This is a genomic window from Lysinibacillus sp. UBA5990, from assembly GCF_002429815.1.
GTDB classification, from domain to species: Bacteria; Bacillota; Bacilli; order Bacillales_A; family Planococcaceae; genus Lysinibacillus; species Lysinibacillus fusiformis.
The window spans coordinates 1,713,771-1,734,272 of the sequence record NZ_DJAY01000015.1 but is presented as its reverse complement, the minus strand read 5'-3'; the positions used below and the strand labels follow the sequence as shown (position 1 = coordinate 1,734,272).

At 37.2% G+C, this 20,502-nt stretch carries 24 protein-coding genes; 21 read left to right on the top strand and 3 right to left on the bottom strand.

The annotated features are described in order from the left end of the window. The first annotated feature begins 101 nt into the window (after positions 1-101). Both B3D94_RS21330 and B3D94_RS21325 read left to right on the top strand, forming a co-directional pair. On the top strand, positions 102-317 hold the full coding sequence (locus B3D94_RS21330; RefSeq protein ID WP_291760744.1) for a hypothetical protein: 216 nt from the start codon (positions 102-104) through the stop codon (positions 315-317). 82 nt (positions 318-399) lie between these two features. Then, a complete protein-coding gene (locus tag B3D94_RS21325; protein WP_069481710.1) occupies positions 400-765 on the top strand; it encodes a hypothetical protein in 366 nt (121 codons plus the stop codon). Positions 766-1,246: 481 nt separating this feature from the next. Here B3D94_RS21325 and B3D94_RS21320 read toward each other — a convergent pair whose 3' ends face one another. Next, positions 1,247-1,588 carry a DUF7668 domain-containing protein gene (locus tag B3D94_RS21320; protein WP_291760321.1) on the bottom strand — a complete coding sequence of 114 codons (342 nt, stop codon included), beginning with the start codon at positions 1,586-1,588 and terminating at the stop codon, positions 1,247-1,249. A gap of 575 nt (positions 1,589-2,163) precedes the next feature. Here B3D94_RS21320 and B3D94_RS21315 point away from each other — a divergent pair. The 7 genes from B3D94_RS21315 to B3D94_RS21285 all read left to right on the top strand — a co-directional run bounded on the left by B3D94_RS21315 (position 2,164) and on the right by B3D94_RS21285 (position 9,123). After that, a complete protein-coding gene (locus B3D94_RS21315) occupies positions 2,164-2,601 on the top strand; it encodes a hypothetical protein (protein WP_069481708.1) in 438 nt (145 codons plus the stop codon). A gap of 811 nt (positions 2,602-3,412) precedes the next feature. After that, positions 3,413-3,961 carry a hypothetical protein gene (locus B3D94_RS21310; RefSeq protein ID WP_036126564.1) on the top strand — a complete coding sequence of 183 codons (549 nt, stop codon included), beginning with the start codon at positions 3,413-3,415 and terminating at the stop codon, positions 3,959-3,961. Positions 3,962-4,210: 249 nt separating this feature from the next. Beyond that, the gene (locus B3D94_RS21305) at positions 4,211-5,272 is read left to right on the top strand and encodes a suppressor of fused domain protein (protein WP_291760314.1); all 1,062 of its coding nucleotides are present in this window, start codon (positions 4,211-4,213) and stop codon (positions 5,270-5,272) included. Positions 5,273-5,332: 60 nt separating this feature from the next. Further along, the gene (locus B3D94_RS21300) at positions 5,333-6,991 is read left to right on the top strand and encodes a DUF6138 family protein (RefSeq protein WP_291760310.1); all 1,659 of its coding nucleotides are present in this window, start codon (positions 5,333-5,335) and stop codon (positions 6,989-6,991) included. A gap of 13 nt (positions 6,992-7,004) precedes the next feature. Next, positions 7,005-7,700, top strand: coding sequence for a DUF4274 domain-containing protein (locus tag B3D94_RS21295; RefSeq protein WP_291760307.1), 696 nt, complete (start codon positions 7,005-7,007; stop codon positions 7,698-7,700). 16 nt (positions 7,701-7,716) lie between these two features. Beyond that, a complete protein-coding gene (locus B3D94_RS21290; RefSeq protein ID WP_069481703.1) occupies positions 7,717-8,517 on the top strand; it encodes a hypothetical protein in 801 nt (266 codons plus the stop codon). Between the two features lie 129 nt (positions 8,518-8,646). Then, the gene (locus B3D94_RS21285) at positions 8,647-9,123 is read left to right on the top strand and encodes a DUF4259 domain-containing protein (RefSeq protein WP_069481702.1); all 477 of its coding nucleotides are present in this window, start codon (positions 8,647-8,649) and stop codon (positions 9,121-9,123) included. 108 nt (positions 9,124-9,231) lie between these two features. On the opposite strand, the gene B3D94_RS21280 is transcribed toward B3D94_RS21285, so the two are convergent. Further along, positions 9,232-10,266: a YdcF family protein gene (locus B3D94_RS21280; RefSeq protein WP_069481701.1), complete on the bottom strand. Its 1,035-nt coding sequence runs from the start codon at positions 10,264-10,266 to the stop codon at positions 9,232-9,234. A 203-nt stretch (positions 10,267-10,469) separates the two neighbouring features. On the opposite strand from B3D94_RS21280, the gene B3D94_RS21275 reads away from it, so the two are divergent. From B3D94_RS21275 to B3D94_RS21265, 3 genes are read left to right on the top strand one after another with little or no spacing between them, the layout of a single operon-like run. Beyond that, positions 10,470-10,904, top strand: a complete 435-nt coding sequence (locus B3D94_RS21275; protein ID WP_258269213.1) for a GNAT family N-acetyltransferase — start codon at positions 10,470-10,472, stop codon at positions 10,902-10,904. Between the two features lie 10 nt (positions 10,905-10,914). Continuing rightward, positions 10,915-11,388 (top strand): nucleoside 2-deoxyribosyltransferase, encoded by a 474-nt coding sequence (locus B3D94_RS21270; protein WP_069481699.1) that lies wholly within the window; start codon positions 10,915-10,917, stop codon positions 11,386-11,388. Between the two features lie 17 nt (positions 11,389-11,405). Next, a complete protein-coding gene (locus tag B3D94_RS21265) occupies positions 11,406-11,720 on the top strand; it encodes a YbjQ family protein (RefSeq protein ID WP_069481698.1) in 315 nt (104 codons plus the stop codon). A gap of 258 nt (positions 11,721-11,978) precedes the next feature. Here B3D94_RS21265 and B3D94_RS21260 read toward each other — a convergent pair whose 3' ends face one another. Continuing rightward, on the bottom strand, positions 11,979-12,410 hold the full coding sequence (locus B3D94_RS21260; RefSeq protein WP_069481697.1) for a DUF5301 domain-containing protein: 432 nt from the start codon (positions 12,408-12,410) through the stop codon (positions 11,979-11,981). Between the two features lie 93 nt (positions 12,411-12,503). Here B3D94_RS21260 and B3D94_RS21255 point away from each other — a divergent pair, with 93 nt between their 5' ends. The 9 genes from B3D94_RS21255 (at position 12,504) to B3D94_RS21215 (ending at position 20,310) form a co-directional block, all read left to right on the top strand. Further along, the gene (locus tag B3D94_RS21255) at positions 12,504-14,192 is read left to right on the top strand and encodes an AAA family ATPase (RefSeq protein WP_291760298.1); all 1,689 of its coding nucleotides are present in this window, start codon (positions 12,504-12,506) and stop codon (positions 14,190-14,192) included. 165 nt (positions 14,193-14,357) lie between these two features. Beyond that, positions 14,358-14,849: a DinB family protein gene (locus B3D94_RS21250; RefSeq protein ID WP_291760296.1), complete on the top strand. Its 492-nt coding sequence runs from the start codon at positions 14,358-14,360 to the stop codon at positions 14,847-14,849. Positions 14,850-15,121: 272 nt separating this feature from the next. Continuing rightward, positions 15,122-15,628 (top strand): TetR/AcrR family transcriptional regulator, encoded by a 507-nt coding sequence (locus B3D94_RS21245; protein WP_069481694.1) that lies wholly within the window; start codon positions 15,122-15,124, stop codon positions 15,626-15,628. 103 nt (positions 15,629-15,731) lie between these two features. Then, entirely contained in the window at positions 15,732-16,151 is a 420-nt protein-coding gene (locus B3D94_RS21240) for a DUF3995 domain-containing protein (RefSeq protein ID WP_291760293.1), read from the top strand. Positions 16,152-16,207: 56 nt separating this feature from the next. Next, positions 16,208-16,735 carry a histidine phosphatase family protein gene (locus B3D94_RS21235; RefSeq protein ID WP_291760290.1) on the top strand — a complete coding sequence of 176 codons (528 nt, stop codon included), beginning with the start codon at positions 16,208-16,210 and terminating at the stop codon, positions 16,733-16,735. Between the two features lie 182 nt (positions 16,736-16,917). Further along, positions 16,918-17,754 (top strand): D-alanyl-D-alanine carboxypeptidase family protein, encoded by an 837-nt coding sequence (locus B3D94_RS21230; RefSeq protein WP_291760288.1) that lies wholly within the window; start codon positions 16,918-16,920, stop codon positions 17,752-17,754. A 171-nt stretch (positions 17,755-17,925) separates the two neighbouring features. After that, positions 17,926-18,312, top strand: a complete 387-nt coding sequence (locus tag B3D94_RS21225) for a GNAT family N-acetyltransferase (protein ID WP_414674016.1) — start codon at positions 17,926-17,928, stop codon at positions 18,310-18,312. A 43-nt stretch (positions 18,313-18,355) separates the two neighbouring features. Next, positions 18,356-18,751, top strand: a complete 396-nt coding sequence (locus B3D94_RS21220; protein WP_069481689.1) for a VOC family protein — start codon at positions 18,356-18,358, stop codon at positions 18,749-18,751. 290 nt (positions 18,752-19,041) lie between these two features. Next, positions 19,042-20,310, top strand: coding sequence for a polysaccharide deacetylase family protein (locus B3D94_RS21215; protein WP_069481688.1), 1,269 nt, complete (start codon positions 19,042-19,044; stop codon positions 20,308-20,310). Positions 20,311-20,502 lie beyond the last annotated feature (192 nt).

Genomic DNA, 20,502 nt, shown 5'->3' with positions numbered 1-20,502 from the left:
GGATGCAGGGCATTACAGCATTGATGGCACAAGAGAGTAGGAGGATCAATATAATAAGTATGCGATAGTTGAATCTTGATGTTTAGGAGTGACACTTGGAAATGTTCATGACCGCTATTTGGGTAACGTTCATTTTTGGCAGTTTTTCATATATATTGTTGAAATATCCTCATGATGTTTTAAAGGTGAGCCCCTTTTCAATAGGATTTGCGGATAGCCTAATATTAAAAATCTACATCCAGTTTGTAGGTTGGGTATTTGTATTACTGATCATTGGTGTTTGGACCGATGCCATCATCCAATGGCAGATCCTATAATATTTTTAAGAGATGAAAAATGCAGAATATTATTCCAATTTGGTGATTTTTTGCTTATTATTAAATTGGAGGTGGTTATTAGATGTATAGTAATACTGCAAATATGCTAAAACAAACTACAAATCTTATAAATTCATTGAATAAATTAAAGCAAAATCTGACCTTTGTAAAATCATATGTCACTAGCGATAAAATATTGGCAATCTATTTTTTAAGTAATGCATATAGTGACTTTAATTTATTCAAAACTATTTATTTATCTGTAACACCTGGCGATCAAAAAATTGATGAGTTCTTACAAGAGTTTGAAAAATTCTTTGTGGAAGTAAATAAATACTTACAGTTTATTTCTGAAGATAGTATTGAGGATCACCTGCATAAGGAAATAATGCTTTCAATCAATGAAACAGAAATGTACTTATTAAATTTATTAGATATCTATAGATAAATGCCTGGACATTCCTATTAAGGAGTGTCTTTTTTATTACAGTATAACCAAGCTAAAAATCGATTAAAGAAGAATAGAAAATGGATGTAAGCTCAAAGGGAGTCGGCGCCTTAAGTGTATCGTCCTCTATTAAGATCCAAAAATTAAGGAAAGACAGTTTGAGTCACTCTATAAAACGACTGACCTTTTCAATCTAAAATCATATTAAATTTAGTGAAAAACAAAAACATTGTAAATTCTATACAATGTTTCGTATATGCATGGTTATATGAACGTACTCACATTTGAAAATGCAAGGATGAGTGTTTATGGACAAGCTGTAGTTAGTAGCCATCTTTTTAGCAAGTGCAGCGTCTGTTCTTGAAACATGTGCGCAAGGAAGTTAAACAACGTAGAGCCAGGCTAAACAATCAGCAGGACCACATAGCTTTCTCAAAAACTACGAATTATCGGGAAAAAGCTGGGACAGATGCCCCTTTTCCTATGCATCAATTGTTTTGATATAAAATTCAGTTACTTGAGTTTTTTCAGCATTTGTTTTAGCTTCATAATGAAGTACTATAGGGATTTCCTCATCATCAAACCATAGATAGCGTACTTCAGAACCAAAGCCACTACCATCATTGTATTCGTACACATCTATGTCCATTTCTTCATTGCTAGGTGGTAAAGTAAGAGTACCTTGCATTGAAATAACTTCTTTTAATAACCTCTCAGTTTCATCGTTTAATTTATTCTCTTCTTTAAGTTTTTCATAACGAAGGTTTACTAGATCAACGTATGTTTTTTTAGTTAATTGTATTATCTTTTCTTTTAAGGTCATTAATAGGTTCCTCCAATAATATGGTAAATTTAACTAATTTAATATTATCATAAGCAACCTATAACTCACAAATTACATAGTTACCATACTTGCCAAAATTTCCATACTTCCAACATTAGGTAAAAAGAAAATGAGAGTTGTAAATTAATGAGGAGGGCGGACAGGTAAGTGATAAAGGGAACAGGCAAATAAATCTGAAGGAGTGGTTTATATGTGAACTTCGTCCACTTACCATTTAATTCAGTCAAACTTACTAATATAAACTTACTATAGTTACAAAGTGCACGGAAATGCACTCAACGCAATTTCCTACAAAATAACGTGGTGCGCTCTACTACGATGACTCAAGTGAGCTCTCGATAATTTATTACAATCAGGCCTTCATCTGTCCAGAGATGAAGGTTTTTTATATCATGAAATTATTGCAATTATTTGTTTTATATACAAAAAATGTTTTAAAATTGAAAGTAATATTATCCTTAGATAGTTAATATTACATATTTTTGAATTAAAGGTAAAAAACATAAAAAGTTATGGTAAAATATGTTTGTAACACATCTAAGGAGGAGTTTTTAATGAAGAAAAGTTTATTTATAGTACCTGCTGTAGCATTTGGTATTTTCACTGGAGTTTCTAATGATGCGTCTGCACAAGAGTTGAATCTTAATATTCAAGCTGCTGAAACTCACGTACAAGCTATTACTACTAGTAGCATTTATGATAATGCACCTGAGCTTAAAAACGGATACAAATTAAATAGTCAAACAAGTAATACATATCCTGTTCAACGTTATAAATTTTACTATGATGGATATAACGGAAATGCAGCTATCTTATTCCATCCAGAAGGCAATCAAAAATTAAACGTTTTAAACGGTAACTTAATTAAGGTTAATAATAGTTACGATACATCAGCTTCTGGTCTAACATACGGATGGAATTATGTAGAAATCATCCAAACAGCTCCAGGAAAAACTTCGACTCAACCATTTGTTTTCTCAATTGGTTGGTAATTTCTTCAAAGCACCTATCTCAGGTGCTTTTTCTTTTTCTTTGAAAACTGCACCAAGCAGCCAAAACACTATGAGTTGAGAGGGCGGAGATTGGTTATGAAGTCTCATTGAATACTTGATGGTCAGAAAGCTGATAGAGAGGGCTACTACCATTATGGATAAGTGGAAATTCAAAGCACCGAGGTTATGGGGAATTGATCGATCGATATTTAGTGCCGTTGCTATACTATTTACATGGCCAATGATAAACTTCCTAAGTACAGACGAGGTGGAAACTACATGGATGATACTTACCAAAAGATATTAGCTACTCGAATTGAAGTTTACATATCTGATTAAGGATTGACCTACAAACATGCTTTTAATAAGGCGTATAAAAAGGTTAATCCGCCATGGTTACAAGTACCCTTTATAAGCTATGATTGTTGGAGAAAAAACATAGTGGAGAGGAGTAACACCTTTCTTTTTTAGGGTGAATTACAAAAACTGAGGGACTATTTGTATCGTATTCTAGTTACCTGTACTTGTCCATTTGTTTTTCTGTACCCCATTTGTACCCCACATAAGAATACAATTAACGGCATATAAATAAAGGTAGTTCAAAAATAGAACTTTCAGAAAGTTGATTTAATGGTAGTTCATTAACTCTAAATACTAGTCGATAATCCTAAATCTTAAGAAATTCTTCAGGTTCTACTAAGAAAATATTTAAGTTTATCGTATATACTTATAAAAAAGGAAATTCACGAAACCATTTGAAGTTTTAAAACGTATTGGTAGTTGTAGAAAGAATATTGGAGTAGGTGAAGAAATGGCACATACGATTTACATAGTATTAACTAAAACAGGGACATTATTATCCAAAGCGATAGGTATGTATACTGGGAAAGAGATGAATCATGCGTCAATCGCATTTGATGATGGGCTATACGAAATGTTTAGCTTTGGACGTAGGCAATTAAACAATCCTTTAAGTGGTGGCTTTTTGCGAGAGGATGCGGAAAGAGGGCTATTTGAGTCAGCGGATTGTGTCATTTATCGCTGTAGAATTTCTCATTATCAATATTTAGAAATGGCTAAAATCGTGCGTTATATGTATTGGAATCGAGATCGTTATAAATACAACTTTATCGGGCTTTTTGGTGTGATGATGCAAAAGGAAGTAAGAAGAGAACGCGCTTATTTTTGTTCCCAGTTTGTAGCGACGCTATTAAAAGTGGGAGGTTTAAAGATTTATCAAAATCCAGCATTAATGACGCCTCATTGCCTAGCACAATTACCATACTTAGAGCAAGTATTTGCAGGTAAACTGGCAGACTATTTACATGTTGTGCGTGAGCCAGCTATGATGTATGGTTAACCTATTTTGATTGATAGAACGTATAAATTTAAATGGCAGAATAGTAGGCTATTCAGGCGATCTTTTTGGAAACAGAAGATGGCCTGATTTTTTGCGTTAGTCATATTTTCCTCATTTGGAATGAAAATAAACCTAGTTGCACGAAAGGTGAAAATGAGTCCTAATGCTGTTAATGAGCTACCATAAAATTGGTATCATTAAGAATAGGTTAGTAGAGTCGATAGCGACGATTGCAAGGAGGAAGCGTAAATGAGTGAAGAGGTTATGGCGGTAGGCTGGGATGCGATTGATGAAGCTGTATCACAGGTATACGGGGAACAGGAGCCAAAGCATTACGGCACCATGATTCCTTATTCATTAGGTGGACAAGACCCTTTGGATGGTATAAGTGCCTATAAAAGTGAAACTCCAGTCCCCCATTGGCATTTTGTCACATATGGGTTCTCGGAGCTATATGAAAAAGAGCTTGAAAATAAAGACTATAGTGGTTATGGATTTGAATTGACGTTTCGCTTAGTGCGCTCCGAAGATGAGGAAGAACCACCAGCGTGGGCGTTGAATCTATTACAGAATATGGGTAGATATGTTTTTAATAGTGGGAATGTTTTTAGAGCAGGTGATTATTTGGATGCAAATGGTCCGATCTGTCTGGATGCTGATACGCAATTAACAGCGCTAGCCTTTACGCATGATCCTGAGCTTGCTGAAATAGATACGCCGAATGGCAAGGTGGAGTTTATCCAAATGGTTGGTATTACAGAGGATGAACTAGAAGCAATGCAGACATGGAAAACTCTAGGTGTGCTACAGGCGAGTATTAACCAAATTCCAAGTTATATAACTGACTTAACACGCCCCTCGCTATTACAAAACCCTGAGATTGTTGAGCAAGTAGAGCGAGGGATGATGGAAGATGGTTCAAGTACAGGCTTTTTATTCGTCGATCAACTAGCTTGGCAAGTAGGGAAAAAGGGCTGGTTTAACAAACAATCCAATGTTATTCAATTAGGAGCGAAGCAGGCAGATGTCATTGGCAAATTATTACGTGGACGAATCGTAAAGGACAAAAATCTTAGCTTAGTCGGTCAAGAGTTAACTATAGTATTTAAACCAGATAATATAGTAGGTTATCGGGAAAATGAACAGGAAATTACCATTACATTGAACAAAGAGGCAGTTGAGGAGTTAAGTCAAAATCTAGTGCCGCAAGAAAAGCAATTTGCCATATCTTCTTTAGATGGTGTTAGTTTTCAAATTATGAAAACACATATAAAGAATCAAGAAGGAGCGGTTGTGAAAACAATCGGATAAGGTAATCTCTCGCTAAATATTATTTGGCGAGAGATTTTTCTCTAAGAAAGGATGAAGCATATGCAGCAGTCTATAGAATTATTTTTAGCGGATGTGTGGGATCAACTTACCACCATTTATCAGCAAGAGAGTAAACGTCTTGATGGTATTCAACATCAAAGCCGACTACAAGCAGGTATCTTTAACTATTTAAAAATCACATGGAAAAAAGGCAAAAGTCAATACGGGACTATTTATATAGATGTCTATGAACCATTTAGCTGGAGTGATAGTGCTTATAAGGTGGATGCAGGGACATACATACAGGAAATTATAGAACAAAACTATGTTGAGGATCTTTTTTTTGCTTTATGTACAAAGACGGAGCAAATGTTTCAGGCACAGCCATATGGTCCCTGGTTTTTTGATTATCATTTTCAGGTGTTGCTTGAATTTGAGTATGGTGAGACGATGTGGGAATTTCAAAAGGAGCTGCTTAATGATCAAAAGCTAGCGTTCATGAAACAGGAGTTAGTGTCTTTTATTGAAATGAAAGTTATGGCAGAGCTCCCTGTGCGTCCAAGTGTCAATGATGAGTTTTTCTTAGCACAGCATTTAGTCAATCCACATTTTTTTCAACAAACAGCAGAGGAGATCGAACCGATTATTCGTCAGCTACAGGAAAAACATTTGACGAATAAAGAGCGTTTAGAACAGTGGAACCATTATGTTACAAATGCTTTTAAACATTGGGCAGAAGACCACTTTTTAAAGGGCTATTTTGAGCAAACAGATGATTACACCAATGCGTGGGTACTTAAAAACCAAGACATAGAACCTTATATGGAGCAGGAAAAGCTAGATTTCTTTCTCTATGTGGCGGTCAAAATCGGTTATAAAGAACCAGCTACTCGTTTGCTATATCTCAGACTTGCTAAACAGCTTGGCTCACAGCAGGCAACGGAGTATTTACTAAATGGAAGTGGACGTTTTGACAGTAAGTGCAAAAGTGCTTTAATTGAGGGCAGAGCCAATGATATTTTGCAAACGATTGATATACAAATAAAAAAGGAAGAGGAAGCGGCTTATCGTGAAGCGCTTCATTATATCATTCATCTTTTACAGGAAGGCTTTCCGAAGGGCTATAAAATGACCTTAAAGACGAAAGTGAAAAATTTCCTTCCGCTTAAAAAGTTAGCCAAATCGAAGCTTCATCAGTTTTTTGCTAATTGCCTAGCTTATCCTAGTCTTTTTCCTTTATTAGCAGACTATGCTCAGGTGGCAATGAAGGAATATGCATGGTACCAGGATGTAGAGCCAAGTGAAAAATCAGCCATGCCTGGAACCTATGCGGTTTTGGGCTTAGGGCTATATAGTAAGGATTATTTTCCGCTTGTGCAAAGCTATATGACCCTCGTCGATTCTGAGCATCAGTCTGTACAGGATTCCTATGGGGAGGCTTTTATTGAAGCTCATGGCTTATCGGTAGACCTCATTCCTGTATTTGTATCCATTCTTCTTGGTGCTAATGAATCAGCAAAGCCGCTAAAAGGGATTGAAAATATGGAAGTAGACCTACTAAAGGCGCTTGTTCAGGAGTTAGAAACGAAAGAAAGCTATGAGCGTGAATTTGTTTTGTACCGAATATTTGGCGGTGCTAAGAAGCTTGCCCAGCGTATAAAACAAGGAACTTCGGAAAGGAAGGAAGAGCTAGAAAAATTACAACAATGGGTCAATTAGGAGGGAAAGTCAAATGGAATGGACGGAGGTTAGTCAATCCAAAAATCTGGAGACGGTGCGAAAAGCTGTGAGCAAGCTAGATGTAAATGAACGTGATGCACGAGGAAGAACACCGTTAATGCTTTTCATCACAAATCGGATGTCAATGGAAGGGATTAAGCTTCTGCTTGCGCAAAATATAGATTTGGAGGTACGAGATAAGCTGGGTGATACGGCACTTAAAAAAGCTGTGAAATTTAAGCAAAAAGAAGTTATTTCATTACTCCTTGCTAGAGGCATTTCTTTACAGGCTACAGAAGGAATGACAGCCACTGCCTGGTATGCCGCAAGAGCGCAAAGCGAAATGGCTGATTTATTGTTAGATACACCAGGCGCCATTAGATTGACCTTGAATTCGGAAGACCGGCGACAAGTGGATATTATCCTTTATGAAGAAAATCTCGAGAAGATGTGTCAAGAAATTAGCAAGGTTTCCTCGTCTATTATTTTGCATGCCATTGTCAATCATTACAACTGGGATGATGGGCCAGAGCCGATGATAGCGGCATTAAACAATCCAGTATGTGCGGTGATAACCTTTATGGACATGTTTGAGCTAATGGAGGGTGATTATTGGCTCGCGCAAGCAGTAGAGGAACTGGATGGCTTGCCTTGGAAGCAGCAATGGAGAGAGATGGCGGAGAACCTAAAGGTCAAGTTAGGACTTTAGTAGGAGGAAATTTTTAATGGATCAAAAGGCAAAGAAAATCTTAATGCAAACATATTGGCAATCTGGTAGATGGAGAGAAGGGGAGTATACGTATACAGAGGAGGATTTTCAGTATGCGAAAAGGCTGGGCTTGATGTTTGATCGCCTAACGATTTCCCATGATGAATGTATACAAAGACTGCGACAGCTTCATGATGACATGCTAACTAAGGATCTTGTGGTGAAGGCCTTTTTGCACAGCCTTTCGACCCGTAAAGTATATTTACGGAGTGCGTTATCAAGCTGGGCTCTTACTGCACAACTACCGATTCATACGTATCATGAGCGACCTGAAGAGTTAGTATCCTACAGTGCCTGTGGCTATTGTAATGAACATAAAATAATGTCGAATGAAAACTATATAAACGAAGATCTAAATGTCCTGAATTTTGAACGCGTGAAGTGGGGAGGTGTTCGCTTAAACTGGCTAGTGTATTGTTTGCTCGATCTAGAATGTTTAATACAAGAACAAGAGTCGTTAATCGTTTGTGAGGCAGATATAGAAATTTTCAAACAGATGCTAGGGGCTATAAAGACCTGTAAAGATACGGATGCTGCTAGACAATTAGAAAAGCGGTGGAAGGATGTTTTCAAATCCAATCAATATGAGCGAGATGCCGTTATGGAAATATGGGGGTATGCTGGCCTACTAGTATCGACAGACGATTATCGCAAGGAACGCGGGCGGGGAACTGATTTTATGTCTATGGCAACTTGGAGAGGTCAGGACGGCTATTCAGAAGAGAAAGTGAATTTCTACTTTGGCTCTTATTTATAAAACAGAGCTTTTTTTGCAATGAATATAGAATGGTTCGGAGCACGTTGTTTGCTGTGGTCCTTTTTAATGACGACTTCATCGGCTTAACAAGTACAAAAATATCCTATATGAAGGGCGAGGTGCGACACGATGGGGGCATGGGGTTATAAAGCGTTGGAATGCGATGAAGGTTTAGATGTAGTTGGTATGTTACGGGATTATATAGAACATCATCAAGAATCAAAGTATGTACCATTATCGAACATTGTACAAGAAATGAAAAGTAAAGGATTTTTTGGTGAGACCTTAGATGATATCGACTTTTTCTTTGATGTTAGTGCAATGGCGTTAGCAGAGCTTTATATTGACTTTCTCGATAGTGGAGAATTTTGTGGTCATAAAAGCGTTCATCCACAAAAGCAACTGCTGGCAGATGAAGACTCGTTGGCATTTATTTTAAAATATCTGAAAGACATTAAAAATGAGATTCCAGATCAATACGGAGAAAGAGAAATTATAGAACTATGGCGTGAGTCTGAGAATTGGCTGGAATGGTCATCTAATCTTGCCTATCTCATACAGAGAATAGAGTTAGATATTAGCCGCTTGCAACAAATGGGCGGATAGAAAACATCCTTTACTTTTGATAAAGAGCTTCTATTAGGGGATGGCAGAGTTCTTGCTATAAAACACCATGAAAGGATTCAAATACGTGTATTGAATCCTTTCAACTGATTAGACCAAGAAAAAACTGAATAGGGCTAATAAGATGGTAATAATAATGATTGGGGCAATCAGTTTCATATGTCGTTTCCGTTCTAAAACAACAATCGCTACATATTCACGAATCATGGCATTTGGCCAATAGTAAAAGGCCGTTTTCGAACCAATGCCCTGACTCTTTAAGCCAGCAAGTCTTGCATAAATTCCTGCACGAAACAAGTGAAAATTATTTGTTGTAAAGATACTGTTATATGCCTTGCCTTGTTTGATATTGTCCATGATTTGTTTCGAAAATAACATGTTTTGATACGTATTGACAGAACGATTTTCTTGTAGCGTATGCTCTATAGGGATCCCTTTCTCAATCGCATACCTTTGCATGGCTTCTGCTTCAGGTAGATTCTCATCAGATCCTTGTCCACCAGAAAAGATAATAGTGGGAGGGGTACCTACTGCAGCTTGTCTATGATAGAAATCGATCGCTTTTTGAATGCGGCTAGCTAAAAGGGGCGGTACCTTATCATTAATTAAGCCACTTCCCAGTACAATGATAAAATCTTGATTATACTTGGGGCGATTAAATTGATAGAGAAAATAAGCTGATAAGAAATTAGATAAATGGATAAAGAAATAAAATGTAATAAGGGATACCCCAGCAAATATTGGTTGGAGATGACTTGAAAACAAGCTAGCTGGATTGATAATCGGTAACAGAATAAATATTAAAATGCCAATAGCTACTAGCAAGGTTAATGAATTAGCCAAGCGTCTACCTTCCCGTTTCATTAATACTCTAGCATTTAAAAATAGGCCAAACATTAAAGCAATAATTGCAAAGGGAATAAGGAGAAAAAGGGCAATTAGTGGAATAACGACAGCCATTCTTAATAAGTAAAGATCGGATGAAAAGGAAACAATGAAGCAGAATAACAGAAATGAACAGACAAACATATTAAATAGTAGTCCGTTAATCATCCTTCTCGGGTCTTTCCAATAAGAAAAGAGAAAAATGAACAATAAAATTAGTGGAATAATACCAAAATACATAAAAAATACACCTCTAGTGATGTTGTGGATGGATGATATCTTTCTATTATAAGGAATTATTAGCTGAAATCAACTAACTTCCAGCGTGGGCAATGACATAGACCTTCCATGGATGAATAGAACAGCATAGCATCGGGTTCTTTTAAAGCATCACCAAGGTAGAGTATTTCTGTTATACTATCAAACAGATAGAGGTGATGAACATGTATATTGTGACGATAGAAGGTCTACCCTATGATTGGATCGAGTCATTGCAAGAACTACACGCCCATGTATTTGATGGTGCTAAGCTAACTGTTGAAAAGCTAGCGAAGAAAGAGGGCCTACTTTGCCTCTTGGCGGTGGAGGATGCAAGTGTCATCGGCTTTAAACTAGGATATCCACATCCAGATGGTGTTTTTTATAGTTGGTTGGGTGGTGTTCATGTCACGAAGAGAGGTCAGGGGATTGCTAGCCAATTAATGATAAAACAGCATGAACATATTAAAACACTGGGCTTTGACAAAGTTCGTACATATGGCAGAAATACTTTCAAAACCATGCTCATCGCTAATCTCAAGCATGGTTTTGATATTGCTTCAACATTTGTGGATGAAAAGGGAAGACATAAAATCGTTTTTGAAAAAACAATAGATTGAGGAGTTCAACATGAAAGCATATTTAGCAAATGGATTATTTTCTTTAGGAGATCGTTTAGTAAATGAACAACTAGCAGCAGCAATTCGTGAAGCTGTCCCAGGCATTGCCTTATATGTTCCACAGGAGAACGAGGCTATCAATGATAAGTCGGCTTATGCGGATAGTTTAGCGATTGCTCAGGCAGACTTAGAAATGCTACAAAATAGTGATGTATTAATTGCCGTATTAGATGGGGTTGAGATTGACTCTGGTGTAGCCGCTGAAATTGGGGCGTTTTCTATGCTGAATCGTCCTATTATTGGTGTAATGACAGATGTTCGCCAACAAGGACGGGACAATATGCAAAAAATAGAGGCATTGGTACGAGATGGGCTCGAGAATCAATTTGTCTACCGTAATTTATTTGTAATAGGCTTAATTAAACGTAATGGTGTTATTACATCTACTATTGAAGAGGCTGTAGAGGCTATACAAAAATTGTAACACGAGGAGGAAAAACGATGCTATTAGCAACATCCGATGTGGTGGCAGGAAAAGAAGTGGTTGAAACATTAGGTTTAGTAAAGGGGAATTCTGTACAGTCAAGAAACATTGGGCGTGATATGATGGCTGGACTTCGAAATATTGTGGGCGGAGAGATGAAAGAGTATGCTGAAATGCTAGTGCGCTCTCGTGAAATTGCGACACAGGCAATGGAGGAAGAGGCCAAGCATTTAGGCGCAGATGCAGTTGTTGGCGTACGCTATGCAACGTCTTCCGTGATGGATGGCACATCAGAAGTATTAGTATATGGCACGGCTGTCAGATTAAAATAAATAGTATGAGGACTTTAATCGAATGGATTAAAGTCCTTTTTTTATTTCACGTTTCTGTTGTCACCGTAACCTCAAGCTGTACTTCCCAGTTCTTATTTCGTCTGAAAAAGTCAAAGCCTTAGGTTACAACCGATTAGAACAACAAACAAAATGAAATAGTAAAAGTTTACATGTCATCTAATACACCATTCAAAAGGTATTTGAACTTATATCATTGACATGAATCATCATTAGCATGGAGGGCTGTCTATGTTTATTCTACTGAAAAAGCTGTTCAATGAATGACGTATCGAAATCACTAGTAAGTTTGTAATCCTTCATGTAATTTTCTTCATATAAATAAACGAATAAATGCTCGGCATCATCTAAACGTAAGCCAACTTCTCGATCGCCATTAATCGCTAAAGTGATCCAATAAGCCTCTTTAAAATTAGATTTAGTAAACCAAACCTTTTTTAATGGTTGCTCGTTTAATTGCTGCATGATTTGATTCATTTCAGCTTCATCTGTTATTGTTATTGTCTTTTCATCTGAGGCACGAATAATTTCAATCGACTTAATTTCCTCTACATCTAGACGTTCCGTAACCTCCTTTGAAAAATCCGTGTCACGCGTTAACAGCATTGTAGAGATATACAGAATTAGTAGAGGTAGTAAAATGCCTAGAAGTATTTTATATCTTTTTTTCATGCTCTTCTCCTTAAATTCTAAAAATTCGCACATATGTATTCTTATCCACGCTATAATTGAGCATATACTGAAATGATAAAGGAAGGCAATAAAATGACACATAATCATGCAGAAAAAGAACTTTTTTACCCAGACGGAACGATCATGTATCAAGGTGGTTTCAAAAAAAATGAATTCGGTCACGATATTTATGATGGCAAGGGCATATTATTTGATCAAGATGGTGAACGATTATTTGAGGGTGAATTCGTCAATCATATGAAACAAGGAAATGGCATCATGTATTTAAAAGGGCAACTTATTTATCAGGGCGAATTTATTCAAAATAAAAAACAAGGCCATGGCATTTTATATAAGGACGGTTCCATTCATTATGAAGGGCATTTTCGAAATGATTTAATGGATGGTTACGGCATTTTATATTATGAAGAGGATCTTATTGCCCCTTATCAAGCTTTGCGAGAAAAATATCCTCATTTAAATCAGCCTCAGTATGAGGGTGATTTTGTTCATGGCATGAAAAAGGGCAAAGGCAAACAATACTATCCAACTGGTTTTTTACAATACGAGGGTGATTTTATTTGGCATCATATGCAGGGGGCAGGGAAGCTCTATTATCCTACTGAATCACCGACCGCTGAGGAGCTTTCCCTTGGTGTGACAGCGCTCCAATATGATGGCTACTTCTTTGAGGATATGAAGCATGGTAAAGGGAAAATCTATTCTCGGCAAGGAATTCTAGAAGCGGAAGGCCAATTTAAAGAGGATGCGATGACAGGACAAGGGGTACTTTATTACGCAAATGGACAGGCCTCTTATAAAGGGGAGTTGGTGCATGGCAAAAAGCATGGACGAGGGGACTTTTATAATGAAGAAGGAAAGATCATTTATAGTGGCGAATTTATCGATGATGAACGGCTACGGATTACACCTGAAATCGAGCAAGAGATAGAGAAACTGCAAATGCAGCTAGATAGCCTTGTAGGTCTACCAAATGCCAAAAAAGAACTACATAATTTAATCAATTTTATTAAAATTCAAAGTTTGCGGGTGGATCATGGCTTAACGAGTTTTCCCATTACCTATCATCTTGTTTTCTCTGGTAATCCGGGCACAGGTAAAACAACAGTGGCACGTATTATCGGTCAAATTTATAAGCATCTTGGTGTCCTATCAAGCGGTCATTTTGTGGAAACAGATCGTGCAGGGCTTGTGGCAGGATATGTGGGACAAACAGCGCTAAAGGTTCAAGAAGTGGTCCATAAAGCAAAAGGAGGTGTTCTTTTTATTGATGAAGCCTATTCCTTGATCAATGATAAACAAGATGCCTTTGGCAAGGAAGCCATTGATAGTTTATTAAAAGCTATGGAAGATTTACGAGATGACTTAGTAATCATCGTTGCCGGTTATACAGAGCTTATGGAGGAATTTTTACAATCTAATCCAGGCTTTAAATCACGTTTTAATCATTTTGTACAGTTTGATAACTTTAGTACGCAGGAACTCTATGAGATTTTTGCTATGCTTTGTCAAACGAATGACTATCAATATGGTGAATCCTTTGCACATCATATGAAAATGCAGCTAGATCAAATCCCAATTGAAAGCATTCCTAATTTCTCGAACGGCCGTTATATTCGAAACTTGTTCGAAAAACTGGTAACCATTCAATCAAACCGACTAATTCAACAGGCATCGATAACAAAAGAACAGCTGATGACATTTGAGGAGCAGGACATCTTATTGGGCATGGCAGAAAATTTATTTGATAATACTTTTTAAAGATAGTTTGGTTATACGTCTGTTCTAGAGCAAGTCGGCTAGCGGATAATCATATTAAAAATGTAAAAAGCGAGTGGCAAAAGAAAATAACCTAATTCGTAGACACTTTCACTAAAGGCTTTTTCAACACATAAAACGCATTCACCAAATGGGAGGGAAAAGAAAATGGATGTAAAGACACTTTTGCTACAACAATGGACAAGTTGCTTAGATCAAGAGGACTGGTTTCCACCGCTTGAAAAAGTGCTAGAGGATATTACGCTTGAACAGGCAACTTGGAAACCAACTGAGGGGACAACGAATTCCATTTGGGAAATAGTTTTTCATTTACTTTTCTATAAAAAACGACTTCTCATGCTATATCTTGATGAAACAGACAATGAACCGCAGGCAGAAAATAATGACGCTACTTTCCGTCTACCAACTTTGACGTTGCAAAATTGGAAGGAAACAAAAGAAGAATATTTGTATGTACACCGTGAACTTGAAAAAATACTAGCAAAATCAACACAAGTGGATTTAGAGACAGATGTCCGTGGAGAACGAACATTAGTGCTTGAGCTGAAGAGTATAGCAATGCATGACGCCTATCATATTGGGCAAATCGTCTTTCTAAGTAAAATGCAAGGAGTTTGGCCAGGGCAACGCGACTGTTAAAAAGGATTCTGTAGAGAATAGGAATGTCCAAATCGGATGTTCCTATATTTTATACCAGAGCAATAACAATCCGAAAGAAGAGAGGGAAGCGAATGAAAAAGTTCATTGGCATTTTTCTAGTGTGTGCTATCTTACCACGTGTTATCACCATTAATCTTACAGTGAATAATCATATCAATGTACATCAGAAAGACCAGAAAAGTTGATGAGTCATCAATAAAGTGGTAATATAAGACAAAACATACGCCAACGTATTCTTCAGGAGGATGATCATGCAAGTAACAAGAGAAGATTGGATAAAAGCCGGCCTACAACAATTAGCGGAAGACGGTATACATAAAGTACGTATCGAGGCACTAGCTCGATCCTTAAAAATTAGTAAAGGCAGCTTTTATCATTATTTTCGTGATCATCAAGAACTATTAGATGCCATGCTTGATTATTGGGAAACACATGCGACAAAAGCCATTATTGAAAGTATGGAGCAGGAAGGGGCTACTTTAGAGCAGCTCTTACGCATAAGTTTTCATAAAGATAAGAAAATAGAAATGGGTATCTATGCTTGGTCCAAATATGATGCTCATGTCGCTACTCGAATTGTTCAAATTGAAGAACAACGAATTGACTGTGTTGCCAAGCTTTATCAAAAAAAAGGTATAGATGAAGAACAATCAAACGATCGAGCAAGGCTTGCTTATTTAAGCTATGTTGGCTGGATGACTCGCTATGAAGCCAACCCCCATTTTGATTTAGAGAAAATGGTGAAGCTGCTGTTATAGAATTTTATGTGTCCCTAAGAGGGTATAACAAATCTTTAGGGACCCTTTTTATACCCTGAACATACGATGGCGTATGTTATTGATGGAAAAGGAGGAACGGACTATGTTAATTTTATCACTAGTTTCAGTGTGTCTATTATGGTTGATAAGTATTATTCATGTGTATTGGGCATTCGGTGGGCAATGGGGGACTGGAGCAGCTATTCCCAGTAGAGAAGGCAGTCAACAAGCAGTTTTCAGTCCTAGAAAATGGGGAACACTCTGTGTGGCTTTGCTAGTTCTATTAGCGAGTGTTATCATTTTTGTCCAAGGGGGATATATGACAGCCCTACCTGCCTCCACCTATTCTAAAATAGGATGTATCGTCTGTGCCATTGTATTTAGTATACGAGCAATTGGTGATTTCAAATATGTTGGTTTTTTTAAAACAATCAACCATTCTCAATTTGCTAAAAATGATACGAAGCTATACAGTCCCTTATGTTTGTTTTTGGGCTTCGTCTATATCCTGTTATTGCTTTAAAAGAATGAATCCTCTAACATGATGAGAGTAAGCTATTGGATAGGGGGAACCAATTAATGCAGCAAATGATTTACTTACTTCGTCATGGCGAAACTGAATTTAATACGCAGGGAAGATATCAAGGACAACTAGATTCACCATTAACGGAGCTTGGTCGAGAGCAAGTGCAACAAAATGCTCGGATGCTGAAAACCTTTATTGGTCATGCTCATGAGTGGAAAATTATTTCAAGCCCACTTGGAAGAGCCGTGGAGAGCACAGAAATACTTTGTGAAACGATTGGCTACGATAAGAATAAGGTGGAGTTTGATCAACGATTAACAGAAGTGGCAGTTGGACAATGGGCTGGTTTAAAAATGTCAGACATTCAGCAAACTTGGCCAGATTTATTGGCGAACACAGATGCTTTTAATTGGTATTTCCATGCGCCAGATGGGGAAAGTTATGAAGCGGTAGTAAGCAGACTATCCTCTTGGCATAAAGAGATCCAACATCATCCAAAGGTGATCGTTGTCTCACACGGACTAACGGGCCGTATTTTACGAGGGATGTATGCAAGACTTCATAAGATGCACTTAAATTAGAAGTTACTCAAGATGTGTTTTTTAAATTAGCTAATCAAGAAGTGACAAGAATTTGTTCTAATTTCGAAGATGTCTATTAACGGATAATAGCGTATTGGAGCCTTTTCTTATATGCTTTTATTCTAAACTTAAGGAATATTCAAAATTGCCGCCTATTATAATTGTGTAGGAGGCGTTTTTTTATGAAAAAATGGGTCTTATTTTGCTGTTTAGTTATCGTGATTTTCATTTTATATTATACAAACAAAACACAAGAGTTTGCACATCTTGAGCTACCGTCCTTACATAGCAAAAATGCCTTGCTACTTAATGAACAGGGCGACGTCTTATATGAAAAAAATGCGGATGCCATCATATATCCTGCTTCATTAACAAAAATTATGACCGCTATTGTTGCGATTGAAATGACGGATGATTTACAAATGCAAACGATTGTCAAACCTCAAACAATCGCCAAATATACTGCTCAAAATGCATCTATGGCAGGCTTTCATGCAGGAGATTTTGTCACGATTGAAGATTTATTATACGGCACATTGCTTGCATCAGGTGCAGATGCAACGAGTACACTTGCTGAAGCCATTGCTGGCAGCGAGGATGAATTCGTCACTTACATGAATAATAAAGCACAGGCACTTGGCATGGATGCTACGCATTTTGTCAATACAAGCGGCCTACATGATGAGGCACATGTATCAAGCTTACAGGATATTAGTAAGCTTCTCCGTTATGCATTAGAAAACCCGACATTTTATCATATTTTTACTTCGAAAACTTACATGACACACGTTCCAACAGAATTGCTAATAGCAAATACGTTATTTACGAGAATACCTAGCATGGATGGAACCATCTTGGGGGGAAAAACGGGATATACGCCAGAAGCAGGGCTATGTCTAGCGTCTTTGATGGAAAAAAATGGACGTAAATTTCTATTCATTACGACAAATGCTCCAGGGTATGCTTGGACACCACCCCCACATATCGAAGATGCTTTGACAGCCTACGATGCTCTTTAATAGGGCTTAGCTCATTAATGATTGGCTATTTATGTTAAACTATACATGTTTGCGAGGAATGGAAGAAATTATATAGCAGTGACCAAATGTCATGGAGGTAGAGTCGTAGTGAACCGACACCCATTTAAAATCATCCCATATGATCCCATATATGCGGAACAAACAGTGGTGATGTGGCGAGACAGCAAGAAACAGGCTATTGGGCAGGAAGAACAGCATAGCATGGAAAGCCACATTTATTTTTTAAACCATATATTACTTGAAGCATTTCAAATCGATTTAGCGTTCATGGATAATCAAGTAATCGGAATGATTGCTTATAACGAGAAGGAGATTAGTCAGCTCTATATTCATATTGATTATCAAGGATTAGGAGTAGGCCAAACATTATTAGACCATGTAAAAAAACAATCAAGTGGAAGATTAACGCTATTTACGTTCGAAGTAAATAAAAACGCACAACGGTTTTATGAAAAGAATGGATTTACCATCATTGGAAGAGGACATGAAAATGAAGAGAATTTACCAGATATTCAATATGAATGGATAGATAAATGAAGATATAGCAGTTCAAAACTTTGTTGAAAAGGAGATTATCCATTTGTCACAAGGACTTATTCACCATATAGAAATAAATGTTTCTAATTTGAAAAACACCATACATTTTTGGGGATGGTTTTTAGAGGAATTGGGTTATCAACCTTATCAGGAATGGGAAAGTGGTCGGAGCTGGAAAATAGACGACACCTATATTGTTTTTGTCCAAACGAACGAAAAGTTTATGGATATCGCTTATCATCGAAGTCGTGTAGGTTTAAATCATTTGGCGTTTCACGCAAGTTCCAGGAAACAAATTGATGATATGACAAAGAAGTTGGAAGAAAAGGGCGTTCATATTCTATATGCTAATAAGCATCCATTTGGAGGAGGAGAAGATCATTATGCAGTTTTTTTTGAGGACCCTGATAGAATAAAGGTTGAATTAGTAGCACCATAATTTTTGTGCTCATAGCAGGCAACCGTTTGTTCGAATTGTTACAGCGCAACTAATATAGGCAATCGCTGTCCTTTTATCGAATTAACAAACATTGATGCTGAAATCAACTTGATTAATGAATAGTTTTATAGAAAATAGGGTAGGAGTACTGTATCCATGCCTTTCTAAAAAACTTGAATTAGGAATCTAGTTGATTATAACTATTTTCTGGTATAGACGATTCCTCTATAATTAAAGTTAAATCTTAGCAATTTACAGACATGGAAAGACATCAAGGGCGGTGTAGAATAATGAAAAAATTTTTACCTTATGCTTATGCTTTTTGTTTGACGTTTTTACTAGGCTTAATGGTGGGGCAGCTGTCAGCAAGTGCTGAAGGATTAGAGAAGATTCAAAAGATCAATAAAGATGCGGTTATTTACGATGAGCCATCCACAAATAGTGCGGAAATCGGTGAAGTTGCGAAAGGTAGCTTCATCATAGTGATACAAGCAAGTAAAGGGTGGACGCATATTCAAACGCCAGAGCTGGCTGGCTATGTAACATCTGACGTTTTAGTGAAGGTAAAGTCGGAGAGCTACTTAGTTATTCAGAAGGGTGGCACTACTTTATTTACGGCACCAAGTCAAAATGCTCAGCATGCTGGTCAACTATATGAAGGACGCATGGTCTATGTCTATGGTACAGCACCTGGTGGTTGGTCTTTCGTCCAATATGGAGAGGATATAGGCTATGTGGCAACAAATGCACTAAAGAAACCTGTACCAACAAAGAAACGAATTAATGCTCCAAACGGTGCTGTGTTACGCTTGACGGCTAGTCCAAATGGAGAAGTTCTAGGAACAATTGCGAATAAGATGACTGTGCAGCATTACATAACGCTTGCGGGCTGGGCTTATGTAGAAGCGGGTGACCAAAAAGGGTATGTCAAAGCTTCTGAATTAGCCAATATCCAGCTTACTAATAATAAAGTTTATAATAAAGGGGTGCCAGCACCAAAGGGTTCAAAAAAACGTGTAGCTTTAACCTTTGATGATGGGCCAGATGCCAAAGTAACACCGCAAATTTTAGCTACATTACAAAAATATGATGCAAAGGCAACATTTTTTATGGTAGGGAAAAATGTTTCAAAAAATGCTCCGATCGTTAAGCAAATCTATGACGGTGGGCATGAAATTGGCAATCATACATCAAACCATAAAAAATTAACTGCATTATCCATCGCTGGTGTCAAACAAGAAGTAAATGGCACAAGCAATGCAATCTATGCAGCGATTGGTCAGTATCCAACTGTTTTCCGTCCACCGTATGGGGCGACAAATGATCAAGTTCGTTCGGTAATGACAATTCCTTCGATCTTATGGTCAATTGATACGCTTGATTGGAAGCATCATAATCCAGATAAAATTTTAGCTTATGTGAAAGCATCTGTAAAAGACGGCAGTATTATTTTAATGCATGATATCCATCAAACGACTGCCAATGGTTTAGATAATGTCCTACTCTACTTACAAAAGCAAGGCTATGAATTTGTTACGGTTAGTGAGATTTTACAATAATATTCGATGAAATCTAAGTTTGATAGTTATCTGACTTAGATTTTTTTGATGAATCCTTTCAGTGAACTGTGACGCCTTGTATACATAATAGGGGCAATTGACACGCAGCTCTAGTAATTTCAGCTGTAAGAACTTTTAGAGTATAGTTTACATGAGGGGAATAATAATAGAAAAAGCCGTACTAGTCTTTTA